Raw genomic sequence first — 6,220 nt, 5'->3', positions numbered from 1 at the left:
TGCCTTCGACGAGGATGGCGTCCGCTTCCGCTACAAGGACTATCGCCGCAACGGCGCCGAGCGCTACGGCGCCATGACGCTCAGCACCGACGAATTCATCCGCCGCTTCCTGCTCCACGTCCTGCCGCGCGGCTTTCATCGGATCCGTCACTATGGCCTGCTCGCCAGCGCCACCCGCAAGGACAGCATCGCCCGCGCTCGCGAGCTACTCGCAGCGGCACCGCCGCCCGAACCGCCGCCAGAGGATCGGCCCGTGCCGCTGCCGCCCTGTCCCTGCTGCGGCGGACGGATGCGCATCATCGAGAGTTTCGAGCGCTGGCGCCAGAAGCGACCGCCGCCGCGGACCATCGCGCTTGCCGCGAAGACGGCGCCGTGACCCGGCACGGCCTGCTCCACCTTGAGGCTGCTGCAGTAGCGCTCCAGCCGACCGCCCCAGTCGTCCCTTTCGCCGCGGAGGGGGTCAGCCGAGGCCTCCAACACCGATCGCGAGGCCAAATCCTGCCGCCGCTGGCCCGCCAAGCCGATGCTCTCGCTGCCGCCGAGCTACGCCAGACCATCCGGCGCCGAGCCGCTGTCAGCCGCCGGAATCTCAAAACCCCATAGCGCCGTGCCCCGCACCCGCGGGTTCCTACATTGGAGGATTTCATACGCCTGCCGGCGCCCGAAATCCTTCACACTTGCAGACGTTTGAGGCTGCCGGCGATCTTCCTGTAAGCGGACGCTCATGGGCAGGCCAGGTTGATCCGCTAACGGGTTCCTGCACCTCCTTGAACCTGCTAGGCTTGTCTATACAAGATGCTGTAAAGAAGCGGCTAGGGTACCGGGTGGATGGATGCATGGCAGATGCGAATAGCATGAGGGTGACGGCTCGCGAGGATTCTCCCGAGCCGCGCTACGTGGCGATCAAGCAGTTCGTGGTGAAGGGCATCGCAAGCGGAGAGCTAAAGCCCGGCGATCGTCTCCCCTCCGAGGCCGAGCTCGTGGACCAGTTCAAGGTCTCGCGGATGACTGCGAGCCGGGCTCTTCGGGAGCTTCAGAACTCCGGCATCATCGTTCGCCTGCCTGGCGTCGGTTCGTTCGTCGCTGAGCCGGCCCCGCAGAGCCAGATCATCCAGATCCGGAACATCGCGGACGAGATTCGCTCGAGGGGGCACGAATACAGTGCCACTGTGGTGCAGAACGCATCCGAGAAGGCGAACCGCAAAACGTCACCGCTGCTCGGCGTTGCGCTCGGAACCCCCATCTTTCACTCGATCATCGTGCATAACGAGGCGGGCCTGCCGATCCAGCTCGAGGAGAGGTTCGTGCTCGCAGCCGCGGCGCCGGAATACGGCACGCGGGATTTTACGCAGATGACCCCCAACGAGTATCTGACGAAGGTCGCGCCGCTCGAGCGGGTCGACCATACGGTCAGGGCGGTGATGCCGGACGGCAGAGCGCGCGAGCTTCTGCAGATGAAGGATGGCGAGCCGGCGCTGCTCAACATCCGCCAGACGTGGAGCAAATCGCGGGTCGTCTCTTACGCTCGCCTTACCCATCCGGGCTCGCGATTCGAATTCAACGACACGTTCACGGTCGCTTAGGACGCTCTCTCCCCGCCGACGTATCGGCTGTGCAGGAGAGAGTGTCCTGTCCAGTAGCTCAATTCTGCCGGCCCGCTGATATCCCACACGGCGAGGTCCGCGAGCTTGCCGATTTCGATCGTTCCTCGATCGGTCAGTCCAAGGGCCTTGGCGGCGTTTCGCGTCGCTCCGGCCAAAGCCTCCGCCGGCGCGAGATCGAACAGCGTCGACGAGAGGTTCATCGCCAAAAGGAGCGAGGGCATTGGCGATGTTCCCGGGTTGCAGTCCGTTGCGACCGCCATCGACACCTGGTGCTGCCGCAGGAGCTCGATCGGAGGCTTCTTGGTTTCGCGCATGCAAAGGTAGGCGCCGGGGAGGAGCACGGCGGTCACATTTGCGTCAGCCATTGCAGTGACGGACGCTTCGTCGGCATGTTCCACATGATCGGCCGAGAGGGCTCTCAGCCGCCCGGCGAGCTTGGCGCCGCCGCTCGCTGACAGCTGGTCTGCATGAACTTTTGCCGGCAGACCAAAGCATGCCGCTGCCTCGAAGAACCTTTCGGCCTGTGCGGGTGAAAAGGCGATCTTCTCCACATAGGCATCGACGGCGTCGGCAAGACCTTCCTCGGCAATCGCCGGCAGCATCTCCCCAACCACGACGTCGACATAGGCGTCCTGACGATCGGCATATTCCCTCGGAAGAGCATGGAGGCCGAGGAACGTGGTCTGCACCCGAACCGGCATCTGTGACCCGAGCGCCCGTGCCGCTCGGAGCATCTTCAGCTCGTTTTCCACGTCCAGACCATAACCGCTCTTGATCTCGATCGTGGTCACACCGTCCGCCAGGAGGCGGCGCAGCCGCGGAAGAGCTGCGTCGATCAGTTCCTCCATCGAAGCGGCTCGAGTGGCGGCGACCGTGGAAGCGATACCACCGCCGCGTTTGGCGATTTCTTCGTAGCTGACCCCTGTGGGGCGCATCTCGAATTCGTCAGCCCGGTTGCGGCCAAAGACGAGGTGGGTATGACAGTCGATCAACCCCGGCGTGACCCAGCGACCGGCCAGGTCGACCTCGTCCCCCGACAAGGAGGAAGGAAGGGAGGTCTCGGCGCCAACCCAGATCAATCGATTGTCGCGGATGACGATCGCTGCCTGGCGCACAGCACCGTAGCCGCTGCCCGTCATCGTGGCCACGCTGCAGTTCCGGAGGATCAGGTCGGGCGATTCCATGCGTGAGTCCCTTTCGTATTGCCAAAACGCAGCGATACTGACATGTCTATACAGGTAAAGGGGAATCGCGTCGGTCGGCCAACCGGCGTGGTGCGGCTCTCCCAATCAGGGTCTCGCCCCGGCGCAGCCCATCACCGGACACGAAAGTCGCAGCAATGCGACCGACCAGGAGGCACTGTGGCCCGTAGCGATGATCAGTCTCGTCCCGCCATTATCAGGGCACCTCGCGGCAGCGAGTTGAGCGCTAAGTCTTGGCTCACTGAAGCCCCCTTGCGCATGCTGATGAACAATCTCGACCCGGATGTTGCCGAGCGTCCAGAAGACCTCGTCGTCTATGGTGGTATCGGCAAGGCGGCGCGGAATTGGGAAGCCTTTGACGCCATCGTAGCGACACTGCGCCGGCTGGAGGCTGACGAGACGCTCCTCGTGCAATCCGGCAAGCCGGTGGGCGTGTTCAGGACGCATGCCGATGCACCGCGCGTCTTGATCGCGAACTCGAACCTGGTGCCGCACTGGGCGACCTGGGATCACTTCAACGAGCTCGATCGGGCCGGGCTGATGATGTACGGCCAGATGACTGCCGGCTCGTGGATCTACATCGGGAGCCAGGGCATCGTTCAGGGCACCTACGAGACCTTCGTCGAAATGGGCCGCCGGCACTTCGGGGGCGACCTTTCCGGCAGGTGGATTTTGACTGCCGGCCTGGGAGGCATGGGCGGCGCGCAGCCCCTCGCAGCCAGCCTCGCTGGAGCAACTTCTCTTTCAATCGAGTGCCAGCGCTCCCGCATCGAGAAGCGGCTCGAGACCCGGTATCTCGACGTTGCCGTTGAGACGCTCGACGAAGCCATGATGCTCATCGAGGAGGCGATCGCCTCGAAGCGTCCAACCTCGGTCGGGCTCCTCGGTAACGCGGCGGAGATTTTGCCCGAGATGGTCCGCCGCGGCATTCGCCCGGACATCGTGACCGATCAAACCTCTGCCCATGATGTGACGAACGGCTATTTGCCTGTCGGCTGGACCGTGGAGGAGTGGGAAGCGAAGCGGAGGAGTGAGCCGAAGGCGGTTGAGGCCGCGGCGCGAGCTTCGATCGCGACGCACGTTTCCGCCATGCTCGATTGGTGGCGGATGGGTGTCCCGGTCGTCGACTACGGCAACAACATCCGCCAGGTGGCGAAGGAGGAGGGGGTTGACGATGCCTTCTCCTTCCCCGGCTTCGTGCCTGCCTACATCCGGCCGCTGTTCTGCCGCGGAGTCGGGCCCTTCCGCTGGGTCGCTCTCTCGGGCGATCCGGAGGACATCTATCGCACCGATCAAGCGGTAAAGGAGCTTCTCCCCGACGATGCTCACCTTCACAACTGGCTCGACAAGGCTCGGGAACGGATTTCCTTCCAAGGGTTGCCGGCGCGGATCTGCTGGGTCGGTCTCGGCGACAGGGATCGCATCGGATTGAAGTTCAACGAGATGGTCGCCTCTGGTGAGCTCAAGGGCCCCATCGTCATTGGCCGGGATCATCTCGACTCAGGATCGGTGGCCAGCCCCAACCGCGAGACCGAGGCGATGCAGGACGGCTCGGACGCCGTCTCTGACTGGCCGCTACTCAATGCTCTCCTGAACACCGCCAGTGGGGCGACCTGGGTCTCGCTGCACCATGGTGGCGGCGTCGGAATGGGCTTTTCCCAGCATTCCGGGATGGTGATCGTCTGCGACGGCACCGAGGATGCTGCCCGCCGGATCGGAAGGGTGCTCTGGAACGATCCCGCCACCGGCGTGATGCGCCATACGGATGCCGGCTACGATGAGGCGATCAGCTGCGCGCGCGAGCAGGGGCTCGATCTGCCGTCGGCGGGGCAGCGCCCGTGAGGAGCGTTCACCTCGCGAATGAGCCGGTCGACCTTCGCACCCTCCGGGCAGTGCTCGCCGAGCCAGTGACGGTAACCTTGTCCGAGGAGCGTTGGGCAGGCATCGATGCGAGCGCTCGTGTCGTCAGGGCGCTGATCGAGAGCGGCGGGACAGCTTACGGCATCAATACGGGCTTCGGGCTGCTCGCCAACACGCGGATCGCGCCAGACCAGCTGGAGCAGTTGCAACTCAACCTCGTGCTGAGCCACGCGGCCGGCATCGGCGAGCCGCTGCGGAACGACATCGTTCGCCTGATCATCTTTCTCAAGATCGTCGGGCTTTCGCGCGGTGCGTCGGGCGTCCGACGCCAGGTGGTTCAAGCGTTGATCGCGCTCCTCGACCATCGCATCACGCCGATCATCCCCGCTAAGGGCTCCGTTGGCGCTTCGGGAGATCTGGCACCCTTGGGGCACCTTTCGGCGACGCTCATCGGTGTCGGAGATGCGATCTACGAGGGTAGGCGGATGCCCGCCGCCGTGGCGCTCGAGCTTTGCGGTCTTCAGCCTCTCGTCCTTGGCCCGAAGGAGGGGCTTGCTCTCCTCAATGGCACCCAGGTCTCCACAGCCCTCGCATTGGCCGGTCTTTTTGCGGCGGAGAACGTCTTCGCGAGTGCCCTTGTCGCCGGGGCCATGTCGGTCGATGCGATGCGCGGATCCGACACGCCGTTTGATGCGCGCATCCATGCGCTTCGCGGGCAAAAGGGGCAGATTGTCGTCGCAGAGCAGCTGAGGCGTCTTCTGGCCGGAAGCGCAATCCGTGCGAGCCATCTAGAGGACGACGCAAAGGTCCAGGATCCGTATTCCCTGCGTTGCCAGCCGCAGGTCATGGGAGCATGCCTTGATCTCATCGGATCGGCGGCGGGGCTGCTCGAGATCGAGGCGAATGCCGTCAGCGATAATCCTCTGGTGTTCGCCGACAACGGAGACATCCTTTCGGGCGGGAACTTCCACGCCGAACCTGTTGCTTTCGCCGCTGATCAGCTGGCGATTGCGCTGGCGGAGATAGGCTCCATCTCCGAGCGTCGTACATCTCTTCTGGTGGACCCAAAGATGAGCGGCCTCCCTGCTTTCCTGGTCCGCGACAGCGGGGTGAACTCGGGGTTCATGATCGCCCAAGTGACGGCCGCCGCTCTCGTTTCCGAGAACAAGCAGCTCGCCCACCCCGCCAGCGTCGACTCGATTCCTACATCGGCGAACCAGGAGGACCATGTGTCCATGGCCACTCATGCGGCTCGTCGTGTCCTCGATATGGCGGAGAACGCCGCGGGCGTGGTGGGCATCGAGCTTTTCGCTGCCGCACAAGGTGTGGACTTCAGTCGTCCTCTGAAGAGCTCAGCGCCGCTCGAGGAGGCGCATGCCGCCGTTCGTGGCATCGCGGCGCACTGGGAGGCCGATCGGTATATCGCTCCCGACCTCGCAGCTGCCTCAGCTCTAGTCCTGGCCGGCTCGCTGCAGAAACTGGTCGCAGGGATCATGCCTTCAGCGCAGTCTGGACGGCACTAGATGCGCCTGTAGCGGGAAATGGATGTTGATC

Annotated in this window: 5 protein-coding genes; 4 read left to right on the top strand and 1 reads right to left on the bottom strand. The window is 64.2% G+C overall.

Annotation, left to right across the window (positions count from 1 at the left end; genetic code table 11):
- Positions 1-376 (top strand): transposase (locus tag E2493_RS10055; protein WP_191992985.1); only part of this gene is annotated, 376 nt, incomplete at its 5' end.
- A gap of 520 nt (positions 377-896) precedes the next feature.
- Positions 897-1,583 carry a histidine utilization repressor gene (gene hutC, locus E2493_RS10050; RefSeq protein ID WP_263854075.1) on the top strand — a complete coding sequence of 229 codons (687 nt, stop codon included), beginning with the start codon at positions 897-899 and terminating at the stop codon, positions 1,581-1,583.
- On the opposite strand, the gene hutI is transcribed toward hutC, so the two are convergent.
- Entirely contained in the window at positions 1,580-2,788 is a 1,209-nt protein-coding gene (gene hutI, locus E2493_RS10045) for an imidazolonepropionase (protein WP_135086304.1), read from the bottom strand. The two genes, hutC and hutI, sit on opposite strands and share 4 nt — an antisense overlap.
- A gap of 177 nt (positions 2,789-2,965) precedes the next feature.
- Here hutI and hutU point away from each other — a divergent pair, with 177 nt between their 5' ends.
- Together hutU and hutH are read left to right on the top strand one after the other, a co-directional pair.
- Positions 2,966-4,648, top strand: coding sequence for a urocanate hydratase (gene hutU / locus E2493_RS10040; RefSeq protein ID WP_225421345.1), 1,683 nt, complete (start codon positions 2,966-2,968; stop codon positions 4,646-4,648).
- On the top strand, positions 4,645-6,189 hold the full coding sequence (gene hutH, locus E2493_RS10035; protein WP_135086300.1) for a histidine ammonia-lyase: 1,545 nt from the start codon (positions 4,645-4,647) through the stop codon (positions 6,187-6,189). Before hutU ends, hutH begins: the two co-directional genes overlap by 4 nt.
- The last annotated feature ends 31 nt before the right edge of the window (positions 6,190-6,220 follow it).

The sequence above is a fragment of the Sphingomonas parva (ex Maeng et al. 2020) genome, assembly GCF_004564275.1.
GTDB classification, from domain to species: domain Bacteria; phylum Pseudomonadota; class Alphaproteobacteria; order Sphingomonadales; family Sphingomonadaceae; genus Allosphingosinicella; species Allosphingosinicella parva.
Note: the sequence above shows the minus strand (reverse complement) of the source record. Positions and strands in the feature narration are given on the sequence as shown.

Bases quoted from the DNA above. Each gene is read 5' to 3' on its own strand.
- hutI (WP_135086304.1), bottom strand. From the start codon at position 2,788: ATGGAATCGCCCGACCTGATCCTCCGGAACTGCAGCGTGGCCACGATG.